Source organism: Actinomyces sp. oral taxon 171 str. F0337, from assembly GCF_005696555.1.
Lineage (GTDB): Bacteria > Actinomycetota > Actinomycetes > Actinomycetales > Actinomycetaceae > Actinomyces > Actinomyces oris_E.
The window spans coordinates 2594286-2617894 of sequence record NZ_CP040005.1; the positions used below are offsets into that span (position 1 = coordinate 2594286).

General features: G+C 63.6%; 14 protein-coding genes. All 14 read left to right on the forward strand.

Going from position 1 to position 23609, the window contains the following annotated elements; genetic code table 11:
* The first annotated feature begins 227 nt into the window (after window positions 1-227).
* The 14 genes from FBF36_RS11150 to FBF36_RS11215 all read left to right on the forward strand — a co-directional run bounded on the left by FBF36_RS11150 (window position 228) and on the right by FBF36_RS11215 (window position 23520).
* Window positions 228-1058, forward strand: coding sequence for a hypothetical protein (locus tag FBF36_RS11150; RefSeq protein WP_050792663.1), 831 nt, complete (start codon window positions 228-230; stop codon window positions 1056-1058).
* Between the two features lie 36 nt (window positions 1059-1094).
* Window positions 1095-3140, forward strand: coding sequence for a hypothetical protein (locus FBF36_RS11155; protein ID WP_009396184.1), 2046 nt, complete (start codon window positions 1095-1097; stop codon window positions 3138-3140).
* Window positions 3141-3592: 452 nt separating this feature from the next.
* Complete coding sequence (locus FBF36_RS11160; protein ID WP_138137539.1) at window positions 3593-4315, forward strand: hypothetical protein; 723 nt, start codon at window positions 3593-3595, stop codon at window positions 4313-4315.
* A 35-nt stretch (window positions 4316-4350) separates the two neighbouring features.
* A complete protein-coding gene (locus FBF36_RS11165) occupies window positions 4351-6456 on the forward strand; it encodes a hypothetical protein (RefSeq protein WP_009396187.1) in 2106 nt (701 codons plus the stop codon).
* 47 nt (window positions 6457-6503) lie between these two features.
* Window positions 6504-7742, forward strand: coding sequence for a hypothetical protein (locus tag FBF36_RS11170; RefSeq protein ID WP_225792352.1), 1239 nt, complete (start codon window positions 6504-6506; stop codon window positions 7740-7742).
* A gap of 19 nt (window positions 7743-7761) precedes the next feature.
* Window positions 7762-9870, forward strand: a complete 2109-nt coding sequence (locus tag FBF36_RS11175) for a hypothetical protein (RefSeq protein ID WP_009396193.1) — start codon at window positions 7762-7764, stop codon at window positions 9868-9870.
* A complete protein-coding gene (locus FBF36_RS11180) occupies window positions 9867-10817 on the forward strand; it encodes a hypothetical protein (protein WP_009396195.1) in 951 nt (316 codons plus the stop codon). The genes FBF36_RS11175 and FBF36_RS11180 overlap by 4 nt, the downstream gene beginning before the upstream one ends.
* Window positions 10818-10918: 101 nt before the next feature.
* Complete coding sequence (locus tag FBF36_RS11185; protein WP_009396197.1) at window positions 10919-13048, forward strand: hypothetical protein; 2130 nt, start codon at window positions 10919-10921, stop codon at window positions 13046-13048.
* Between the two features lie 152 nt (window positions 13049-13200).
* Complete coding sequence (locus FBF36_RS11190) at window positions 13201-14268, forward strand: hypothetical protein (protein ID WP_225792353.1); 1068 nt, start codon at window positions 13201-13203, stop codon at window positions 14266-14268.
* 150 nt (window positions 14269-14418) lie between these two features.
* Complete coding sequence (locus tag FBF36_RS11195; RefSeq protein ID WP_225792354.1) at window positions 14419-16554, forward strand: MFS transporter; 2136 nt, start codon at window positions 14419-14421, stop codon at window positions 16552-16554.
* 410 nt (window positions 16555-16964) lie between these two features.
* Window positions 16965-17768, forward strand: coding sequence for a hypothetical protein (locus FBF36_RS11200; RefSeq protein WP_009396209.1), 804 nt, complete (start codon window positions 16965-16967; stop codon window positions 17766-17768).
* Window positions 17769-17792: 24 nt separating this feature from the next.
* A complete protein-coding gene (locus FBF36_RS11205) occupies window positions 17793-19997 on the forward strand; it encodes a hypothetical protein (protein ID WP_034492198.1) in 2205 nt (734 codons plus the stop codon).
* Window positions 19998-20357: 360 nt separating this feature from the next.
* Complete coding sequence (locus tag FBF36_RS11210) at window positions 20358-21206, forward strand: hypothetical protein (RefSeq protein WP_225792355.1); 849 nt, start codon at window positions 20358-20360, stop codon at window positions 21204-21206.
* Between the two features lie 157 nt (window positions 21207-21363).
* On the forward strand, window positions 21364-23520 hold the full coding sequence (locus FBF36_RS11215) for a hypothetical protein (protein ID WP_138137541.1): 2157 nt from the start codon (window positions 21364-21366) through the stop codon (window positions 23518-23520).
* The last annotated feature ends 89 nt before the right edge of the window (window positions 23521-23609 follow it).

Below are 23609 nucleotides of genomic sequence, written 5' to 3' on the forward strand. Positions count from 1 at the left end.
AGCCAGCGCTCAGCCCCATGAGCGCCGAGGAGGCGAGGGCAATCAAGATCGACGACAGCCGCCCAGGAGCCGTCTCTCCCCTGCCGACCAGGAGCGGCCCCCTCCATCTCGACATCACCTGCGACATAGACGCCCCTTCAGCGCTGGTGAAGCATGACAACCAGGGCGATATCGTCTGGGCCAAGAAAACCACTCCCAGGATTTCTGGCGTGTGCACGAGCGAGACCATGACTCCCCAAAGCGCAGCAGTTCGCCTCCTCTTCACCTCAACCAGTGGTTATGCAGTTGTCAGCCCGGATACTCACTACGCCTCCTTCATTCTCCTCCCCTCCAACGCGACGAGCGATAACAGGCTTCCGGGCGACAAGAGGACGAGGGACTTCACCATCGCAGACCAGCGAGCCTACGTCGTCGTCATCGAGACAGAGACCGGAAGGACTGTCCGCACCGATGAGGTCAAGGGGCTGATCCTGGGCCAGGTGCTCACCAATGACACCCTGGCCGTGGAGACCTCCCAGGCCTACTACCCCGGCGGCAACGGGCACGGGACCATCACCACGTACTCCCTGGCCAAGCCGACGGCCAAGGCGACCACGATCCCCACCGACAAGTGGCTCGTCGGGGCCACCCAGGACTCCCTGCTGCTGGCGCCGTCCAACATGAGCCAAGGGCGTTACGGCACTCAGCCTCTCACCCGCCTGAGCAAGGGCGGCGACGTCGTCGGAACAATCGCTGGCGTGACCGGCGTCTACCGGGGCGGATGGGTCGAACGCGTCAGGGACGCCGGCACACCGCCCCCGAAGGACAGCGCCTCGGGCCCTCCTCGGGCCGTCCCCACTGAGCTGGTCCACCTTGACTCCGGCGTCACCACCGACGTGGCGGGACTCAAGGTGGAGGAGGTCGCGTTGCCGACTGCTGCAGGGCTCCTCGTCTCCCGGGAGACCACCACCGGTGAGGGCCAGAACCGCGAGACCACCTCCACCCCGCAGTTCTGGCTCAGCGCCGCCGACGACGGCCACCGCCACACCGAGAACCTCGAGCAGTTCTCCACCAAGTAACGCCCATCCGGCCCCCCACCGAAGGACCCTCACGCCATGCCGCCTACCGCCGAGTCCCCATCCGGTGCTGACACCGGCGCCGCCGCGAAGGCCCCTTCTGGTCAGCGCCGTCGCGGATGGTCCAAGCGCCTCACCAGCATTCTGAGCACGCTTCGGATCGGTTTCCTGCTCGCGTCGGCCACGGCCGTCGGGCTGTACTTCCTGTGGGATGTCGGCCTGTCCCACCTGTTCACTCCACTGCGCAAGCAGTGCCAGTATCCGGTTCTCATCGCCGTCGGGCTCTGGGCCGCCTGCGCCGCCATCTGCACCAAGAGCTTCAGTGAGTGGGCGGAGCAGAACGTCGGCACCTCCAAGCCGCCGAAGCTCCCCCTCATCCTCCTGCCGGCAGGCATCGCGGGCTGCGCGGGCTACGCCGTCTGGCGGGTCATCCTGCTGTGGCGCGAGGTCCTGGACACCGGTTTTCATGTCGGCGAGCTGCTGGCCGTGGCCCTCGGTCTGGCCGCCGCCGGATTGTTGGCGACATGCGATGCCGTTCTCCGTGGGATCCGAGCATGTCGCCCTCGTGAATCAGTCCCCGACAATCCAGGCCGTGGCCGGCGCCGTTGGGTTCCGGCGCTCAGGCCGGTGGCGCTCAGCCGGCGCGCGGTTGCCACCACAGGCGCTCTGATCCTTCTGCCATCTGTTGTCCTGACGGGTATTGCGGCGGTCCCGCACTACCGCTGGACCATTCCCGTACACCACACGACCGCGGCACCCATCAGCGACTCGCAGCTGCCGTCGCTCCCCTCTACTCTCGGCTCTCAAGCCGCCTGGAGCAAGGACGTCGACGGGATGCTCGACGTCGTCGGGGGCGCCGCGGGCCCCGTGGTCCTGACCACCTCCGGCCTCATGGGGCTCAACCCGAAAGACGGATCCGTTCGCTGGACGTACCAGCGTGATGGCGCCGTGTACTCCGCACTGGTTTCGGATCGTGCCACGCAATCCTTGGGCGACACCTACCTCATCACCAGCCCCGACCACCGCCATATCGCCCTGCGCCTGAGCGGCCCAGGTTTCATCATCAACGGCGGGAAACAGAATCACGGCAGCCCGGACCGCCAGGACGTCCAGACTTACGTCTCCCTGGTACTCGACTCCGTCACCGGCAAAGTGACTCACGAGCACGTCAGCGCAGGAGGGGCGTTCCAGCTCACGGACAGCGCCCTGCTCGATGACACAACCGTCTACTCACTGGACAAGGACACCAAGCTCTGGGACTTCCGGAGCGCCGGGCTTCAGGTACCAAGCCTCGGACCAGGTGCCTATATCGGCACGGCCGGGCATGCGTCCTTTCTCATCGAAAGCGGCAACGACAGCCGTCTATGCCTCATCCCGCAGGCACACCCGGACCAGATCACTGCCGCTCCCAACCTGCTCGAGAACCATCTAGGTCGGGTGGTGGTCATCGACGGATGGGTCGCCTACTTCGACAACAATGCGTGGTCACAGGCCACAACTATGACCGAGACCGGCCATGCGTACGCGGCGAGCCTCGACGGCCTGGCCGGCGTGCCAGGTGCCGACACCCAGACCTACGACCTGGGCGTCACGCTGGGCGTTAATGCCCTGGCGTCCTATGCATCAGGAACACTGGCGATGCTGCCATCGAGCCCACCACCCAACACCGCCGACAGGTTTCCTGACTTCAGAGAGTTCTGGGACGGAGTGCCGTCGGTCGGGCAGGTCTTCGACCCGCACAGCAAGGCAGTGAAACCCGCTCGAGAGTCGGCAGGAATCTCTGGTATCGCCGTCGGCATCGCCTCCCCGGCAACAGAGAGGAAACCCGGAGGTCAGATCACCGCCCGCACCCCCGACGGCCACTCCGTCTCCCTTCCCATCGCCCCTGGGACGACTTTCTACGCGCCAGGTACCGGCGACTCCTCCAACTCTCAGCTCAACGACTTGGCAGTCGCGCACGCCGGCGGCACCTACCTGTCGGCAGTAAACACCCCTGGCGTCACACTCGTCACTCTGAACGCCGCACCTCCAGGAAATGGGGCATCACGATACGTCAGGATCTACGGCATCACGGGAGGGAAATGATGGGCAAGCACCCTCGCAACGCACTTACGTTCACGCCCCCTTTCGGCGCCACACCACACACGTTCTTCATCGCACTGTGCGCCATCGCCGTCACCCTGACAATTTCCTTAAGTGCCTGTGCCCCTCTCAGCTCAAAAGCCACTCACGAGCCTCTCGCGATCACCTCACGCACCCTGAAGAACATCGATGAGCTCAATACGCCATCCACCCCCACCAACGGTGGGACGCATGTTTCAACAGCCCTGAAAAACAACATCCTCACGGTTGCGAGCATCAACTCCGCAGAGCACACACCTCAATGGGCTCTCGACATCAGCCTCACCAACGCCCCTGACAGCAGCATCTCGTGGCCGGACTATTCAGACCACGACCTGACAGGGCGATTGAGTGCCACAACAGTTGGCGCACTCGTTGTGAGCCCCCATGGGAACTACGTCTCCCTCGCGTTACAGGTGACTCGGAAGCAGGAGGACGAGCCACAGCTCACCGATCAGTCGAGCACTGTGGAACTGGCCTCACAGCAACGCGGTTACGTCGTCGTTCTTGATGCCAGGACCGGGAAGACCGTCCTCACCCGGGAGGTCTCCGGTTTCATCCTGGCGCAGGCCCTCACCAACGATCACCTCGTCGTCGAAACCGCTCGCGCCTACTTTCCCGCCGGGGAGGGCAAAGGCACCATCACCGCCTTCCCGCTTAATGGAACCTCCTCCCCCACCACGACTCCCACCGATCAGTGGCTCGTGGGAGCCGGCGATGACTCACTGCTCCTGTCACCGCAGCCGCGTTACCCCGGAATGTGCAGCAGCCCCTGCGGCCCCTTCACCCTGACGCGCATCAGCACGAATGGTCACAAACTGGCTACCATCACGCATGCAGACAGGGTCTACCGCGGGGGCTGGGTCGAGAGGTACAAGGAGCCCGCCCCAGACGGCGGGGACGGCGAAGCATCTGCGCAGGCAGCAAGAGAGGTGGTCGATGTCGACACCGGTGCCGCCACCGACCTCAACGGCGACCATGCCGAGGAGACAGGGCTGCCCACCGGGCCTGGGCTTCTCGTGATGAGGAGACCCGATCCCGACAAGCAGAGCTCGCCGTCGGTGCCGGTCTTCTGGCTCAGCGCCGCCGACGATGGCCACCCCCACACCGAGAACCTCGAGCAGTTCACCACGAAGTAACGCCCGACCGCCCCGCAACGAAGGACCCTCACGCCATGCCGCCTACCGCCGACGTCGAGACACCCATCGGCGACTCCCCCTGCGCTTCCGGCCGCAGCGCCGACCAGGACGATACGGCCCTCGACCGTCGCAGACGCCGGCATCAGCGTATCGTGGCGGGCCTGAGATCACTGCGTTTCGGATGTCTCCTCGGCATGGTGGCCGCGGCCGCCCTCTACGTCATCTGCGGCAGCGGGATCGCCAAGGTGACGCTCAAGCTCCCCCTGCTGTCCTGGAAGGGGCTGGCGCTGAGCGCGTTCCTGTGGGTGTGCGGCGTCGCCCTCTGGCCCGAGCCGCGACTTGGCACCCCCAGCACACGCAGCAGGATTCTGACCGCGGTCCGAACAGCACTCATGCTCCTGCCGGCTGTCCTGGTCCTGGCCTCGGCCGCGTACGCCGCCATCCCGGTTGCCCGGCTCTGGAGGTCCGTCCTCTCCACCTATACGGTCAACCTCGGCGAGGCCCTGGCCTACTCCACGGGGATCGTCGCCTTCGGCCTCCTGCTGTCGACTGACATTCTTCTGCGGGCCTCGCGCGCTCTGTTCGAGCCTTATGCCAGCACATCGCTGTACGAATCCACCCCGATCTCATCACGGCTGCTCGATCTGCGCCATGAGCTGCGCGAGCAACCATGGCGTTCAACCCTGCGGACCCGCAGTCCTCGCGCCCTGCTCGCCCTCGTTCCCGTCGTGGCTCTCGTCGTGTCCTTCACCGTCCCCTACATCGGCCACCCGACGGCATCCCACCGACCGACCATCGCACAAGCCACGGGCCCGTCCATGAGCACCGCCCAGCTGCCGGCGTACCCCACCGGCTTCGCCTCGCAGGAGACGTGGACCAAGAACCTGGCGAGCGGACAGGACGTGATCGCCGGCGCTGCCGGCCCCATCGTTCTCACCTCCGATGGAGCCACCGGGCTCGACCCCCGTGACGGCTCGAACCGCTGGAGCTACCAGCGCAAGGGCTCAACAGCGGGAAAAGTCATCCGCAGTCCCGATGGCCGCTACATGGCGATGAGATTCGATGAGCCGACCATCTACACATCCCTGACCAACACGGCCGGAGAGCTCGACTCCTCGACGCCAAAGGCCACCGTCGTCCTGGACACCATCACCGGAGCCACGGTTTTCGACTGGCGCGGCGACAGTACCCTCCAGATGACCGACTCGGCAGTCCTCTACGGCACCACCGCCTACTCGCTGAAGGACCGGTCGACCATGTGGGACCTTCGAAAGCTCACCGTTGACGGCGCCTCAGGCTCTCAGTCCGCTCAGGCCGCCTACTTCGGCGCGGCTGGTCACTCGGCCTTCGTCCTCAGTCTCCCCTCGGGGGACCACGACGTCGTCGTATCCCAGAAGGATCCCACCACCACGCATGAGCTTCCTGACCTCACCCCCCGGTCATCCCCTCAGACCACCCGCGGGTCGAACGTCGACCACAGCCCCGTCGTCATCAACGGCTGGGCAGTCGTCGACAAACCCGGCGGGAAACAGGTCAAACCGTCATGGTCCGAGAAGGGCCTACAGGATAAGGAGGTCCAAGCCGTCAGCCTCGACGGCCTGGCCGGTGTCCCCGGAGCAGATACTCGGGCCTACGATCTCGGCATGACCTCCGAGGTCAACTCGGTCGCCTCCAGGAAATCGCAGACTCTCGTGACCTTCCCGCCCCTCCCAGAGGAGAAGCCAAAGGATGACGTGGACTTAGAGCTTCACCTGTGGGAGGCCTCCGGCACTGTCGGCTCCGTCTTCAACCCTCGGACCCTGGCGGTGACGACGGCGGCACAGACGCCGGGACTCGCCGCCGCCTCCGTCGGCATCACCCAGGCCGCCGTGGGTGAAGCCGTCGAGGGACGGATCACCATCAAGCCCGCAGACGGGTCATCAGGCGCATCAATCCCCCTGGCGCCAGGGACAACATTCGCTCCGCCGGGAGACACGCTCTACAACCCTCAGCTCAAGGATCTGGCACTCGCCGACGTGAAGCCGGAAGAGAATCTAGTGAGCGCCATCAGTACTCCCGGCGCCACCATCATTATGGTTCGGACAGGCACGCGGTATTCCGGCACCTCTCGCATCTACGCCGTGGGAGGAGAAGCCCGATGATGCGCCACACGACACACGCGACGAAGCCCAACCCTATGCCCGCCCCCATGCCCTCGATGCCCCGTCACCGCACCGGTTCGGCGGCGAGCCGCGCCACCCGCGCCCTGGTGGCAGCGCTCCTGATCTCACTGCCACTGTCCGGCTGCGGCTCCTCGGCCCCGAAGACGGCAGCGACCACACCGTCCACGGGACTCTCCGTCTCATCACTCAGCCCTGATCAGGTGGAGTCCGAGCGGAACCACTTCGACGTCATTGACGTTGGCGACCTGCCTACCCGCTATGGGACCGTCAGGGTGGACAACTCGCAGGTCGCATCCGGTGCCAAGTTGGAACGCGCAGGAGTCGTCACCAGCTACAAACCGGGTAGCACGGGGTACAAACCGGATATCAAGGGCATGCAGTGGGCCAGCCGCATCAAACCTGCGGTATTCGATCACGAGTACGAGTCCAGCAGTGATGACTGGTCAACCACTCAAAAGAACACATTCCATCTTCTCAAGCAGGAGTCCTCCGGCGTGGGCGTCGTCAGTCCCGACGGGCAGCACATCTCACTCGTTCTCCAACCGCACCAGACGGCTCAGGACAACGACTTCTCGGCCCAGCGCACCTACGTCGTCGTCCTCAGCGCCGAGACGGGCAAGCTCGAGGGCTCGGTGGAGGTCTCCGGACTGATCCTGGGGCGGGTCCTCACCAATGACAGCCTGGCCATCCAGACCGCCCAGAACTACTACCCGGGAGCCGAGGGTCGGGGAGTCATCTCCGTCTACCCGCTGAGCAACCTTGCGGGCAAGCCATCGACCATCTCCAGCGACCACTGGCTGATCGGCGCCTCCCGGGACTCGCTCCTCCTGTCCCCGTACTCCCCCACCGCCGGCAACGACTGGAGCACCCGGTTCCGCCCGTTCACGGTGACCCAGATGGGTACGGACGGCAAAGTGCGCAGAACCATCACCGGCGTCAACCAGATCTACCCCGGCGGGTGGCTTCAACGCTTCCGCGATCCGACCGCTGCGGCCGCACTCGCCCCCAGCACTGTCGGAAAGGACGATGACCAGACGCGAGCCGCCTGGAACGCCCTGCCCACCCAGATCGTCGACCTGAACTCGGGAAGCACGCACGACCTCACGGGAGGAAAGGCCGAATCGGTCGGCGTCCCCACCGGCCCCGGGCTGCTCATCAGCCAGAAGGCCACCGACGGCAACGGCAACACCCAGCAGTTCTGGCTCAGCGCCGACGACGACGGCCACCCCCACACCGAGAACCTCGAGCAGTTCACCAGCAAGTAGCGGCCCGGAAGACAACACGATGACCGATCAACACAGTAACCAGTCCCAGGACGCCCAGTCCCCTGGGCCCGCCGAGTCCGCGAAGACCGCGGAGACCGAAGAAGCCGCTCAGCCCGCTGGGTCCTCAGAGCGCCCGGAGTCGGCTGAGTCGTCAGGGCCAGGCACCGAGAATGCCCCAGAGGCCTCCGAAACCCCGGACGGATCGGCGCCCCCTCCTCCGCCACGCGTCCTCACGACGTTGCGGGCTCTGCGGGCCCTGCGCCTCGGCTGGCTCCTGGCGGTCGGGGCGATGACCGTGCTGTTCCTCGCTTACCAGAGTGGGCTGAGGGATCCCGGTCACACGATGAAGGCGGCCGGGGGCTTCGTCGGCGGCCTGGCCGCGCTCATATGGATCGCCGGCTACTTCAAGTGGAGAGAGACCGCGCGTTTTACCTTAAAGAGCTATCCCAGCTCACCGCGAGCGCTCGTCAGGAAGACCGTCCTCTTCCAACCGCTGTGCTTGCTGGTGTTCTCGGGTGGCTTCACCGTCGTCCTTCTGCGCCTGTGGTACGTCCAGCTGCGCAGTACCTCGGTCAGTATCGACCAGCTGCTGACGCTGGCGGTGGGGGCGCTGGGCCTGGGCCTGCTGGCGGCTACCGATCTCCTGGTTCGTGCCACCCGGGCCACCTATTTCCCGCCGCCGAGGAAACGGCGCTTTCCAGAGCAGCTACATCGCCTGCGGAGGATTCGGCTGCCCCGGCCCTCGTGGCGCTCCGTCCTCGGCGCGGTCATTCTCATCGTCATTCCGCCGCTCGCCCTCGGGACAGCGGCCACGGTCCCGCACCTGATCGCGAGCCGGGTCACGCCGTCGACCGCTGCGAGTATCGACACCTCTGCGCTTCCGGCACTGCCCCGGTCCTTCGCCTCGACGGCGGCCTGGTCGCAGGACATTCACAACATGGCGGAGGTGGTGGCCGGTGCTGCCGGGCCGGTCGTCCTGAGCAGCGACGGCGTCGTCGGCCTCAATCCCGCCGACGGCTCGACCCGGTGGACCTATCCGCGCAAGCATGCGCGCTTCATTCGCTGCTACCCGAGCCCGGACCGCCGTCACCTCGCGATGACCCTCGATGCCACCGACGGCGAGGAGCCAGAGGGCATGAGCATCGAGCCTTTGGTGGTCGTCCTCGATACGGTGACCGGGCGCGTCACCTACGAGGGCTTCATGCAGGAAGGCGTCCTCCAGCTCACCGACTCCGTCCTGCTCAACGGTGCCACCGGCTACTCGCTCACCGACGGCTCCCGACTGTGGTCCATCGATGCCGAGGACGTCTCCGTGTCACCTGATACCTGGCCCTACTCGGGCACGGCAGGTCACTCCTCCTTCCTCCTGCGCGGCACGCAACGACGCCCCGATGGGAGGGAGTCCAGGGACGGACTGTACGGAACCTACACACTCATGCCCGACACCGCCCCCTCGGTACGCCGTGAGAGCGCCCCACTCCTCACCGACGGCCGGGGCAGTCCTCTCGCCGTCGGCGGGTGGGTGGCCGCCTTCACTGAGACTCCTCGACCGATCGACTTCAAAACCTCCCCCACGGGTTGGGCGGCGCAGGCCGTCAACCTGGACGCCATGGCCGGCGTCGCCGGCGCCGACACGACCACCTACGACCTGGGCCTGACCTCCGGAGCCAACACCATGGCCTCCCACGCCACGGGCACGCTGACCACTCTGCCTCAACGGACCGTGGGTAACGGAGCCGGCAGCATGCCGACATCTCCCCAGGAGCTCGAGGGCGGCACAACCGTCGCCGCGATCTTCGACCCCCAGACCCGAACCGTCTCCCACTCCGCTCAGGAGGCCGGGGTCCTGTCCTACGCCGGCCTCGCCCGCGCCGAGTCCGGCAGTGGCGGCGTCCTGAGCGTCAGCAGCGGGGAGCGCACCCCAACGACGGTGGACGTCCCCGCAGGCTCCACCTACTACCCACCCGGGACTCGGCACGTGTGGACCATCGAGGCTCCTTCGCCGTCGTCGAATCCGCTGCTCACCACCCTGAGCACGCCGGGAACGACCCTCGTCATCATGGCCACTGGCCCGGACAAGGGGTCCCATTCCTTCCGCATCTTCGGCATCTCAGGAGTCTCGTCATGACCTACACACGCCCTCACCTCCGTCACCGGCGGATCGTCGGCTCGGCCCTGGCTGCGGCTGTCCTGTTCGCGGGGGCCATAAGCGCCTGCAGCCCGACCCCCTCGCGGCTGCAGCAGGTGGAGACCACCGCCCTAAGCGCCTCGCAGGTCAAGGAGCGCATCTCGGAGACTCCCACCAGCACCGACTACTACTCCACACCCGTCGGCGAGGACTTCCTCCACGTCTCCGCCCCAGAGCTGACGGAGAAGGAGAAGGCGCAACGCGACCGGCAGGACCGGTCGGGGGCGAACAGCTCCATCGTCGCCAGGTACCGCGGCGCCGACGGCTCGGTGCTGTGGGCGCGTGAGATCACGCCGGCCGTCGTCGACTGGCTCGACGACGACGGCAGCTCTGCCCAGGACGTTGCCCACGATCTCCTCGCGTGGCGGCCGGCCGGCTACGCCGTTGTCAGCCCCGATGGCCGCTATGTCTCCCTCGTCCTGCGTCCGCCGCAGATGAGGCCCGTGATTCACGACTCGGACGACGACCGCAACCCGCTCGACGTCGCCGCTCAGCGCACCCACGTCCTCGTCCTCGATGCCGCCACCGGGGAGACGGTCCGCACCGTGGAGGTCTCGGGGCTCGTCCTGGGGCAGGTGCTGACCAACGACTCTCTGGCCGTAGAAACCGCCCGGACCTACTACCCGGCCGGGGACGGGAAGGGGACGGTCACCGTCTACTCCCTGACCGACACGTCCGCCGCTCCAGCATCCTTCGCCACCGACCAGTGGCTCACCGGGATCGACGACGGCGCCCTGCTCCTGTCCCCTCAGTCGCTGGCCACCGGACGGCACGACGACATGTCGGTGACGCTCACCCGCGTCGATACCCGGGGGCGAAAGCTCGGCATCATTGAGGGCGTCACCGCACCCGACCTGAAGCATTGGGAGCGACCGAAGCAACGCTAGTAACCCGGCCCTCCGGAGTACTCCTTCCCTTGTCCGTTCAACCGGGCGAATACCGCGCAAACACCTGACATCGTCACGGATGGGTCACCACAATAGGATTCATGCCCACCACGCCCGACGCCGACGACAACGGCACCTATCAGCCCGGCACCGATCCGGGCACCCATCCAGGCACTGCCGACTCCGGCGATGAGGCCTCGACAGCGCCGGACACGGGGGAGGCCGAGAGAGGTCCCGGCGGCAATATCGCTGAGGCCGGCGAGGGCGAGACCGCAGGTGGGAGTGAGGGCGACTCCTTCCCGCCGCACGGCACCCTCACCCTGCGCGCCCTGCGCTGGGGCGGACTCCTCGGCGTCGTCGTGTTCGCAGTGACCGCGCTGGCACTGCTCCGGGGCTTGGTGGACGCCCGCAACCTCATCCCGGGCAAGGTCTCAGCACTGACGACTTGCATGATCGTCGGAGGGGCGCTGGCCTGGCCGTTCCTCAACTTAAGGGACAAGAAGCGCCCCGTCCTGGTGACGATCATGACCACGATCATGACGGCCCTGGGCGTGATGACCTCAGCATCCCTAACACTGGCGTGGTGGGACATCTACCAGGAGACCGGATTCTCCGTCCTGTTCCTTCTGGCCCTGGCTGGAGCAGCACTCTCAGCCGCGATCTTCCTGAGCACCGGTCCACTGCTGCACCACCTGCGCAGTACCGCGGTAGGTCTCGGCGATGACGATGACCCGAGCCACTGGGGCCGCCTCCGGCGCAAGACCGGAGAGAAGACCGATGAGGGACTCCCCCGCTACGAGAGCATTCGGGTGACCCGCCGTACCCGCGCCTGCCTCGCTGCCCTGGTCATTGCCCCGGCGCTGACGCTCGGTTCCGCCATTGCCGGAACATGGGCACTGGTCAACCCGGTCCACCATGTCATCGCCAAGGCCCCCGCCGACGCCTCACTGGCTCCACCCGCCTCGCTGGCGCCGACGGCCTCCTGGAGCAAGGAGATCTCCTCCACCAAGCTGACCACCGCTGCGGGCGCCGGCGGCCCCATCCTCCTGACCGACGACGGCATCATGGCGCTCAACCCCACGGACGGCAGCGTCCTGTGGAACTACGAGCGTAAGCACGCGAACTTCGATCACAACTTTCTTGCCTTCACCAACGCCACCGCACCACTGGTCACCAGCCCGAACGGGAAGTACGTCGCACTGAGAGTCCTGTCACCCAAGTTCGTACAATCCACCGGCGACACCTTGGTTTTCGATGCTCTGACCGGCAGGATCGTCTTCAAGAATCTGAGCACCGGCGGCCCACTTCAGCTGACAGACTCCGCGGTCCTCGACGGCAACAGCGCCTTCTCCCTGACCGATGGGAAGAAGCTCTGGACTCTATCCGATGGTGACCGTGTCGATTACTCCGGAACTGCTGGGCACTCGTCGTTCATTCTGGGCCAGTACAGCGAGGATCGACGTCATGAAAATTCCCCCCAGTCCTACAAGTCAACGATCATCCTCCGCGTCACTCCACAGGAGGACCTCTCGGCTGCCGTAGAGGTCGATGATGTGCTTGCCAATCCTCCCGATCACCCCGATGACCCCACCAACCTAGTCAATTTCATTCGAGGGTGGGCTGCACGCTACACCGGCGAGTTCGATTCGTCGGGTAACCCTATGGCTGAGGCGATCAGCCTGGACGCACTGGCCAAGGTCGACGGCGCCGACACAAGGACCTTCCCCCTGGGGGCCACCTCAGGGATCAACACCGCCGCATCCTTGAGCTCCGGAAGCATCGTCACCTACTCCCCTATCAGATTGGACAACGGTCCGCGAGATTTCCCGTCAGAGCCACGCACGGAGAAGGTGTTCGACCCATCCACCTTCACTGTCACCTCTATCGCCCAGTACCCGGGCTTCACCGGCTCGCCGGTCGAGCTCGTCGACATACCAGCAGACGATGGCTCACTGTCGGCTGCCATCACTGTTCGTCCCGGAGACGGCTCCACCGGAACCACGATCCCCATCACTCCCGGCTCCACCGACCTTCCTCCGACCCTCCTGGCGAGCAGCACTCCAGGCGGCACCGCCGAACGAGCACAAGCGATGAGAACTCCCGGAGCCGTCATCGCCATCTTCAATGCCACCGACGACGTCGAAAGTGACTGCACCCACGGGAAGTACGACCAGAGCAAACGATGCCCGAACACATATCGGATATACGGAATCACGGGGGAGCACAAATGAGAATCTCACTCACTCCAGGGCATCGTGACCACACTCCGTATCGCCGCATGCTGGCGGTGGCCGCATCCGTCTCCTTGGCCCTCTCGATAGCCTCATGCAACATCAGCGCATACGGTCAAGAGCCGGCGCTCACATCTCTCTCCTCCCAGTCCGTGGAGGACCTCAAGCAGGGTGTTTCGGCGCAGGAACTGCATGATGCTTCGCTGAGGAAACTGACGACCAAAACAGGGAAACTCTTTATCAGCACCAACTACAGCACTGGCACAGCCACCAAGAAACCGGATGCGGACGTCACCAGGATCGTCAGCCGGGATCCCTCAACCGATCAGTTCCAGTGGGCGGTGTCCATTACGCCATCAGCCGCCGACCGCCAGATGCCGAACAGTATCTCGGATTCGGAATACGAACACGACCGCACAGCGAGCCAGTCACATGATGGCGACATGATCGTCAGCCCCGACGGCCGTTACCTGTCTCTGGTCCTGACACCCGATGAGTCGCAAAGAGGAGTGCCGGCGACCGACCGACACACGCACGTCGTCGTCCTCGACACGCAGACCGGCAAGGCTGTCCGAACCGCCGAGGTCCCCGGGATCATCCTGGGGCAGGCCCTCACCAACAGCGCCCTCGCCGTCGAGACCGCCCAGAACTACTTCCCGGCCGGTTCAGGCAAGGGGACCATCCGAGTGTTCTCGATCACGAGCTCCGACGCTCAGCCATCCTCGTTCTCCACCGATCAGTGGCTCATCGGCGCCTCGGGGAAGGACCTCATTCTGGCTCCGGACCTGCCGCCCTATGAGTGCACGTCGTATTGCGCCCCGTACACCGTGACACGGCGCGATACCGATGGCAACACTATCGACACCCTTCCCGGAGTCACGGCTGTTCATCCAGGAGGATGGGTGAGTCAGTACCGGGACCCGAAAGCGGCCGCCAGTCTTGTCCACACAATGCATGCGTCTCCGGCCAAAGACGGCTCGACTCTGGAATCAATCCGAAATCTCCAGGAACAGCTCGTCCACATCGACACCGGTCAGACCACGGACATCACCAACATGTTCGTGGATGAACGCAGCGTGCCGAACGGCCTCGGACTGGTCGTCTACCAGGACGTCACCACCGGGAACGGCTCAATGGAGCGCAAGCCCGCCTTCTGGCTCAGCGCCGCCGACGACGGTCACCGCCACACCGAGAACCTCGAGCAGTTCGAGAACAGCTGAGGCGCGGGCCAGGGCACGCCGACCGGAAGCACTGGGAACGACCGAAGCAACGCTAGACCGCCTCCTGGGGCGCTTTCCCTTGTCCGTTCAACCGCGCGATGGCCCCGCAAACACCTGACATAGTCACGGATGGGTCACCACAATAGGCTCATGCCTCCCACGCCCGACGCCGACACCGACGACAACGGCACCGATCAGCCCCGCATCGATCCCGGCACCCAGCCGGGCACAGCCGCCTCCGGCGACGATGCCTCGACGGAGCCGGACACGGCTGAGGCCGAGGGCAAGAGCGTGAGCGAGCCCTTCCCGCCGCACGGCACCCTGACACTGCGCGCCCTGCGCTGGGCCGGACTCCTCGGCGCCATCGTGCTCGCAGCAACCGCACTGATGCTGCGCCGAGAACTCAAGGATCCCAGCAGCCTCATCCCGAGCAAAGTCTCAGTGCTGACAAGTTGCATGATCGTCGGAGGGGTGCTGGTCTGGCCGTGCCTCACCTTACGGGGGAAGAAGGGCCCCATCCTGACGACGGTCATGATCACGGTCATGGCGGCCTTGGGCGCGACGATGTCAGCATCTCTGACCCTGGCATGGTGGGACACCTACCAGGAGACCGGGTTCTCCGTCCTGTTCCTCCTGGCCCTGGCAGGAGCAGCGCTCTCAACCACGCTCTTCCTCAACGTCGTCCCACTGCTGCACTACCTGCGCATGCGCTCCACGGCGGTCGGTAACAGCGATCCCGATGACCCGAGCCGCTGGGCTCCTCTCCAGCGCAAGACCGGAGAGAAAACCAACAAGGGATTCCCCCGCCACGAGCGTATTCGGGTACCTCGCCGTACCCGCGCCTACCTCGCGGCTCTGGTCATTGCCCCGGCACTGACGCTTGGTTCCGCCGTCGCGGGAACATGGGCACTGGTCAATCCGGTCCACCATGTCATCGCCAAGGCCCCCGCCGATTCCTCACTGGCGCCGCCCACGTCACTGGCGCCGAAGGCCTCCTGGAGCAAGGAGATCTCCTCCACCGAGCTGACCACCGCTGCGGGCGCCGGCGGCCCCATCCTCCTCACCGACGATGGCATCATGGCGCTCAACCCCACGGACGGCAGCGTCCTGTGGAGCTACAACCGCAAGCACATGACCTACGCCCCCGCCGGCTGGAACTCAGACCGAGGCGAGCTGGTCACCAGCCCTGACGGCAAGTACGTAGCCGCCCGAGTCCAGCTACCCACATTCATCGCGTCTCCTCAAGGGGAAAACGCTGCTATCACCCTGGTTTTCGATGCTCTGACCGGCAGGATCGTCGTAGAGCATCAGGGTTCCGGCGGCTATCTTCAGCTCACCGACTCCGCAGTCCTCGACGACGACACCGCCATTTCACTGACCGACGGTTCCCAGATGTGGACTCTCCCGGAGAGCGCCGACGCTCCCTATTCCGGTCCGGCCGGGCACTCCTCATTCCTCCTGAGGATGTCTGAGGACCGCTCCACCAAGGACGCCTCATCCAACTCAATGAAGTCAGCGGTAAACATCACGGTCTGCCCACAGAACAACCCTAGCGCCAAGGTTGAGGTTCAGCATGTTCTGTCCGACCCCCCTTTTGAATCAGACCGGACCGATTACCTACTCAGTGTCTTCATCAACGGGTGGGCAGCCCGCTACACCGGTGAGGTTGATTCCTCGGGTAACCCTGTGGCTGAAACGATCAGCCTGGACGCACTGGCCAAGGTCAACGGCGCCGACAGCACCACCTTCCCCTTAGGAGCGACCTCGGGGATCAACGCAGAGGCATCACGCGTCTCAGGCAGCATCGTCACCTATCCCGTCATCAGTCGGGACGCGGACCTCCTCTACCCCGCAGAGAACTCACGAGCCGCGACAGTCTTCGACCCAGTCACCCGTACGGTCACTCCCGTATCCCAGGATCGGAGCCTCGCCAGCGCACGCACCGGCATCGTTGAGACACCAGCCGAAGACGGCTCATCCTCCGCAGCACTCGTCATTCGTCCCGGTGACGGCTCACCCGGCACCGCCATCCCCATCACACCCGGTTCCACATATCAGCCATCCCAGAAACTGACCGACACCAAGAATGCTCCAGCCCAGCCACTCACCCCTCAGGGCGTCAACCCCGAGAGTCGCACAAAGGCTGTCAGGACTCCTGGTGCCGTCGTTGCCATTCTCAACGCAACCGATACGTTGTACACCAGCTGTGGTGTCGATTCAGATCACCAAGACCAGACCTGCCGCAGCACATATCGGATCTTCGGCATCACCGGAGGACAGAAATGAGAGCCGCACATCCCCTGACTCCCCGCACATCCTCCACGCTCCGGCGACTGACAGCACTCGCCGCAACCGCGACGCTCGCGCTCACCATCAGTTCATGCAGCATTGGGGAGAGTAACGACGATCCAGTCATCTCCTCCCTCACCGCACAGGAAGCAGATGCGTCCAAGACGCAGGATTCAAGCAGCCATATTGACAACGGACCATCGTCAACCGTCAGCGGCACCGTCACCATGAGCACATCATACGTAGCCGGAGGGATAGGCTCCACTGCCAAAGAACTGACGACCATCGTAGTGAGCCGGGAACGTTCCACTGGTAAGTTCCAGTGGGCCGTGTCCATCAAGCCCGCAGTCGCCGACCAAGAGAGAACCGAGTACGCAAACAACGCCCAAAGTGCGATGAATAACGCCATGGACCGTTCCTCGTCGGGGAGCGCCGTCATCAGTCCTGACGGTCGGTACCTGTCGCTGATTCTCCTTCCCGCCGAGCAGCAGACGGGAGCAACAGCAGCCGATCTGCGCACGCATATCGTCGTCCTGGAGGCAAAGACCGGTAAGACGGTCAGGGACGCCACAGTCTCCGGGGTCGTCCTGGGGCAGGCGCTCACCAACAGCGCCCTCGCCGTCGAAACCGCCCAGAACTACTTCCCGGCCGGCTCCGGGAAGGGAATCCTGACCACCTTCTCCCTGACAGACGCGAGCGCTCAGCCCTCCTCCTTCCCCACCGACAAGTGGCTGGTGGGTGCCACCCGGGAGAACCTCGTGCTCGCACCCGACCTTCTCCCGGACGACTGCATTGGCGGCTGCTCAATGATGACCGTCTCCCTCGTCAACGCCGCCGGCACCACGGCCGGGAGCATCTCCGGAGTTGCTGCCGTCTACCCCGGCGGCTGGATCCGCAGGTTCACAAACCCCAAAGCAGCCAGCGATTATCAGCAACGTTCAAAGGCGGTATCAGAGGACGAACAGAAGTCACTCAGTCCCTCCCGGGAGGCAGTTGAGCAGCAACTCGTCAATCCCAGCATCAAGAAGACAATCGACATCACCGGAAAGACAGCCGTCGAACAAGGCGTGGCGACCGGCCCCGGACTGCTCGTCGATCAGAAGGTCCCCAACGGGAATGGCTCAACAGACCTCAAGCCCGCCTTCTGGCTCAGCTCGACCGATGACGGCCACCCCCACACCGAGAACCTCGAGCAGTTCTCCGTCCACTGACATCACCACGATCCACGCACCATCATGGAATCCACATCTTCTCAGCCCACCTCGCCCTCACCCTCCGACGCCGAGGAGACCGCCAGCACCGGCACCGAGGTATCTCCGGCACCCCTGGATCACGACGATGCCGCGCTCAGCGATCACCCACGCCTGCTGGCATGCATGCGCGCCCTGCTCGCCGGCAGCGTCATCGCCCTGATCGCGGCAGTCGTTCTGTTCTTCGCCTGGAACAGTGGCATCAAAGGCGTCGGGCAGATAGCGATCACCCAGTCATGGAAACGATGCGCACTGCTGCTGGTGCTGTGGCTCGTGGGCGCCTCCGTATGGCCCACGCCTTACTACCGTGCTTCCGGAGCGAACAGGATTCGGACGGGTGTCATGACGGCCCTCAAGCTCCTGCCCGTGGCCGGGGTTGCAACATGCACCGTCTACGCCTGCCTTCCGGTCCTGCAGTTGTGGAGGGAGACGTCCTCCACCTTCGGTGTCCGTCTTGGCGAACTCCTGGCTTTCGCGATGGGCATCGCCGCGTTCGGGCTGATCGTGATGTCGCACATCGGACTCTGGGCGGCCCGTTCAGTCACCCTCCCCGCCGAGGAGACGCACAGCGGCGAGTTGTACCCCGACGAGCTGGATCTCTGGTTCAGCCGCCCTCGGGGCACTGGGTTAAGGCAGAGGTGGCTCCGCGCTCTTCACGGCCACCCCTTCCGCCGTCTCAGCACGGCTGCCATCGCAGCCCTGCCCGCAATTGGCCTTGTGACCGGCTTCGGCGCCCCCTACTTCACGTTGAGAAGCACGCACGCCAATACCCCCACGATCACGCAGACCACGGCACCCGCGATCGATTCCGCCCAGCTCCCCACCTACCCCACATCCTTCGGAGCACGGAAGGCGTGGGTGAAGGATGTCGACGGCTTCCTCGACATCGCCGGCGGCGCCGCGGGCCCCATCCTCCTCACCAAGGACACGGTCACCGGAATCAACCCCGCTGACGGCTCGGCGCGATGGCAGTACCGCCGTGCCGGCGCCGAGTTCCGCATCTGGCCACTCAAGAACGATCCTGTCGCGTCGGGCAAGCAGGGTCTTATCACCAGCCCGAACGGGCGATACGTGGCAGTGGTCGCCATAGACCCCATCACCTACACATCCATGAGCTCGGAATGGCCAGAACTCGAAGGCGAGTCCCCGGTCACGACCTTAGTGTTCGACGCCGTCACCGGGAAGATCGTTGTGGAGCACCCCCGCAAGGCCGGAGACTACGACGACACATTTCAGGTCAGCGATTCAGCTCTTCTTGACGGCACCGTCGCCTACTCCCTGAGTGACGGCTCACGGATGTGGGATCTCAAAGACTTCAAGCTGGATTATACCTTTTTACCCCCAGTAGCCAACGAGTATGCTGGCACAGCGGGCCACTCCAGTTTCATTCTCGGGTATGACGGCGGCCGTGACTCTCTGGGAGTCATCTCTCAGACCAACCCCTCACATCCCAGGAGAGTCAAAGGAACTCTTCACGAGCAGGAACGGGGAGATGTTGTCACCGCCCGAGGGTGGATCGGCGTCTACGACGACCGCGCCCCGCAGGGCCATCTAGACGAGGAGGCGAAAGCTCGCCGCGCGCACGCGGTCAACCTGGACGCCCTCAGTGAGGCACCTGAGGCAGACGCCCGCACTTTCGACCTGGGAACAACACTGGGGATCAACGTCTCAGCATCGCTCTCCACCAGCACAATCTCCGTCTTCCCGGCGACGACGCCGGACGGACAACCCACCGAGCTCAGTAACCTTGAAGACTCTTCGACGTGGGAGGGTTCGAGCAGAGTCGGAACGGTCTTCAGTCCTGCGACCATGACGGTCGCACCACTCGATCAGTCTCCGCACTATGTTACGGCAGTGGGGATCACGGCAATGAGCCTTAAAAGCGGCACACCCGCAACACAGAAATCCCAAGACGGCCGCTATATCACAACCACAGGAGACGGCCGCATCACCATCAAAACAGGAGACGGGAATATTACCGCAGTCTCCGACGTCAAACCAGGTTCCATCTACTATTCTCCACGATCGAGCGAATATAATTTCGCGCTGGATGACATCTCATCTCACTGGGAATCTCGCAAAGAGATATCCGTATTGAGCACTCCAGGAGTCACTATCGCCATTCTCAACAATTCACCAGAATATCTTCGATCTTCACAGACCTTTCGGCTCTACGGCATCCCAGGATGAGCACACATGACCACACAAGCATCTCATTCCATGAGCGCCCAGGAGAGACGAGGTCCCGGAGTACGCCTCCTGACGCTGCTACTGCTGCTTTCACTCATGGTGACCGCCTGCCGCTCCAACTCACGTGCGTCTTCCTCGAGCACGGCGCCACCCATGTCATCAACGTCTCTCACAGCAGAACAGATGAAGGAATGCCAAGACGAAGCGCTCGATTGGATAAGCGACCCGGAATCTGAAGATCCTTCCTACCTTCCCGCGCAGGGAGCGGATATATGTGTCATCCAGTCATTCAATGCCGCGGACCAGGAATCGACACTCATCGCACGGTACGAGGCCTCTGACAAGGAGCCCCGGTGGGCGATGTCCCTGACGCCGAGAATTGCGGCCTACGGACGTGACGAGAACGACACGGATGCTCAGCCGGCGCAGGAGCTGGCCGGAGACGTCCTCAGATCCCGTACCGCAGGCTATGCAACCGTGAGCCCGAACGGGAAGTACCTCTCCCTGGTACTGCGTCCACCGGAGGTCGCCAGCGACAGCCCCCGCCACGCTCGGCAGACACCTGCCATGCCCGCCGAGCAGCGGACGACCGTTGTCGTTTTTGACGCGAGCTCCGGAAAGCCGGTGCGCACGGCGGAGGTCTCCGGGCTGGTCCTGGGGCAGGCCCTCACCAGCGAGTCACTCGCCGTCGAGACCGCTGACGCCTACTATCCCGCCGGCGCGGGCAAGGGACGCATCAGCGTCTTCTCACTGACGGACACAACGTCGTCTCCGACGTCTTTTAACACCAGCCTGTGGCTCGCAGGCTCCGGGAAGAACTCTCTTCTGCTGTCCTCACAGCCTGCCCACTCCCACGACACCGCCACGACCTCCACGGTGACGCAGGTCGATCTTCACGGCAAGCACCTGGCCTCCTTCACCAATTCCAGCGAGATCCTTCTCGGCGGGTGGGTCAGGCGGTGCACCTATCTTCCCGATGAGGGGCGACTTCACTGGGAGGTCGTCGACACCAACTCGGGCACGGTCTACAACGAGGACACCGATAACGCCGTGGCGCGACGAGTCCCCACTGGTCCGGGGCTCCTCATCAGCCAGGTTGTCATCAACGACAAGGGATACCGGGAGTCAGGCACACCACGCTTCTGGCTCAGCGCCGCCGACGACGGTCACCGCCACACCGAGAACCTCGAGCAGTTCAAGAAGAACTGAGGCGCGGGCCAGGACGCCCCAACCGGGCGGCACTGGGAGCAACCGAAGCAGCACCAGTAGCCCAGCCCTCTGGATCGCTACTTCCCTTGTCCGTTCAACCGGGTGAATACGGCGCAAACACCAGACATCGTCACGGATGGGTCACCACAATAGGCTCATGCCTCCCACGCCCGACGCCGACACCAACGACAACGGCTCCGATCAGCCCGGCACCCGGCCGGACACAGCCGACTCCGGCAACGATGCCTTGAAGAAGCCGGACACGGGGGAAGCCGAGGCCAGCACCGACCGCGAAGCCACTGAGGCCGGCGAGGCCGCTGCCACCGACAGCGAGGGCGAGCCCTTCCCACCGCGCGGTGTCCTCACCCTGCGCGCCCTGCGCTGGGGCGGAGTGTTAGCGATGTTTGCCTCGTCGAGTATCGCAAAATTACTGAGTTCGACCTACAAGATCGACATCGACGTCCTTCACATAAAATCAGTGCGACCTTTCTCCGACTTGGAAGTACAGGCTACCGTCGCAATTTTCGCACTACAGCTCCTCTTATGGTCCTTCGCCGCCGTCGCCAATCAGTTGAGACGGACGGCAACAATTATCACAGTCGGCCTCATTGCACTACTTGGTGCCACGACGGCAGGCATCAATATTCACCACTGGATGACAGTATACGAGCGATCAGGAATCTCCATCCCCATTTTCCTGTGCCACGCAGCAGAGACCCTCGGCTTCACAACACTCATCTGCACGAGCGTCATCCTGCATCGCGTACGAACCCTACTTTCCACGCACCCTAGGCAGCTCAGCAATCCGGCCCGCTGGCGCAAGCTGTATCTCCCGGCACGTCCTCAGCCAGGCGAGAGCAGCGTCAAGGTAACCAAGCAAGCATCATTAAAACTCCAACCGCTCACGAAGATAAAACTTGCTGCCATATCACTCACACCAATCTTCGCACTCTCATTGCTGACATCAACGGCACACTATTTCGTGACACCTTTGATACACAGCACCTCTGCCGCACCTCACAAGACAGCACCCATCGCAACAACAATCAACACCAAAACGAGTTGGGTCAAAGATATGGTGGGAGTCGAACACGTCATCGCCGGTTCGGCAGGACCTATTGTGATAAACAGCGAGGGGATCACAGCATTAGAGCCAGCCCACGGCAGCACCCTATGGACATACGGAGCAACCCTTAACACGCTATATGCCTTTACAAGCCCCAACAGAGACTACCTCGCTCTCAGGGCAAGAATCCCAGATGATCTAGGCATCAATTCTGATGAATATTTGTCTGCATCCGACCCACCAGAGACGACACTGGTATTTGACACTCGAACAGGCGCTCCCGTCATAAGGCACATGAGCCACGGCGGCACCTTACAGCTCACAGATTCCGCCCTTCTCGACGGGGATACCGCATACTCTTTGAAGGACGGAATGAAGTTGTGGAGCGACAGCGACTCCATTGATACCACGTTCATGGGGGCAGCCGGCCACAGTACCTTCATTGTCTCAACCTTCGAACAAGACAATGAGGACACAGATGAAGAAAAATGGACAGGAACCTCAAGCATCGCTGTGGCTCCCGACACCAACCCGTCCACACGCACCCGCATCGACAACCTCCTCATTGATCCGATGGTCGTCGATAACTTACGGTCGCGAAGCCACAGCGATGACATGGGAGCAAATCCGGTCATCATTTCTGGATGGGTCGCCCAGTTCACCAATCAGAGCGACGAGAACGGGAACCCCACTGCACACGCTATCAACATCGATCAGGCCTCTAAGGGCGATTCCAGCAACATGGACAGAATTCCTCTTGGCGCAGCGTCAGGTATTAACGAAGTCGCCTCCACCGCATCTCAAACTTTGTCGACATACCCTTACTACGGTTCCGACAAGTCCATATATGACGTCATGGCGGCTTGGCACACTCCACGCGTCGCCACAGTATTCACGCCCACGAACAGGACGCCCACACCTGCCGAACACTACCCAGGCCTAGCCTCTGCGTATGCAGGAACCGCGTCCCGTTCAGTCGACGGATCTGTTACAGCAACAATCACTTTACGCCCTTCAGACGGCTCGCCGGAACTTGCTATTCCAGTCAGAGGCAACACTATTGACACCAGTCCACTCAGTCTCTCAGAAGAAGAGCATCAATTCATCGCAGTCAAAGGCGACGAACAGAGACCTTACGTGAAGTTCACGAGCACTCCAGGAATCACCGTTATCGCCCTGAACACTAGCGGCCCTAATAGCAGCTCCTCAGTCTATCGACTTTACGGAGTCACAGAGAGGAACGCATGACATCCCCACACACTGCCGAATCTCGCTCACCCATGGAACAGGAACTACGTAGAGACGTCAGGGCATTCACCGCTCTAGCGCTTGCGATC